We start from the raw sequence: 431 nt of genomic DNA, 5'->3' as shown, positions 1-431 counted from the left end.
CCGGCGTCCGCAGCTTCGTCGGTACCGGCATTGCTCCCGGCATCGGCACCTGCCCCGGCCTCGCCGGGAGCACGGTCGCCGGTGGCGTCGGCAGCGGGGTCTTCGGTGGCCGGGTCGCTGGTGTCGTCGGCGGGGTGTGGGTTGTCGTCGGTGGGGTCGGTGGTTTCGGGGTCGGTGGGGAGGGATTCGGCGCTGACCACGACGAGGAGCTCGGTGACGATCTTCTGCTCCAGCAGGGCGATCAGCGCGTCCGCCTGGCGCACCGTCAGCGGGCGGTCATCCCCCTGTGCCCTCAGCTTGGCGTACGCCTGCAACAACGCCATCAACCGGGCGCCGGCCTCACGCGGCAGGTAGAACTCCCCTTCCACGCCGCCGCCCTTGCCCGGGCGGACCCGCAGGAACCGCCGCCCGTAATCGGCCCGCTCATCCCG

The 431-nt window shown here is 72.6% G+C and carries 1 protein-coding gene; it reads right to left on the bottom strand.

The features are described 5' to 3' along the window. Positions 1-431 (bottom strand): DUF222 domain-containing protein (locus FLV34_RS39790; RefSeq protein WP_147945638.1); only part of this gene is annotated, 431 nt, incomplete at both ends.

Origin of the sequence: Microbispora sp. CSR-4 (genome assembly GCF_008033685.1) — a bacterium.
Lineage (GTDB): Bacteria > Actinomycetota > Actinomycetes > Streptosporangiales > Streptosporangiaceae > Microbispora.
The sequence above is the reverse complement of the archived record's forward strand: the minus strand, read 5'-3'. Positions and strand labels throughout refer to the sequence as shown.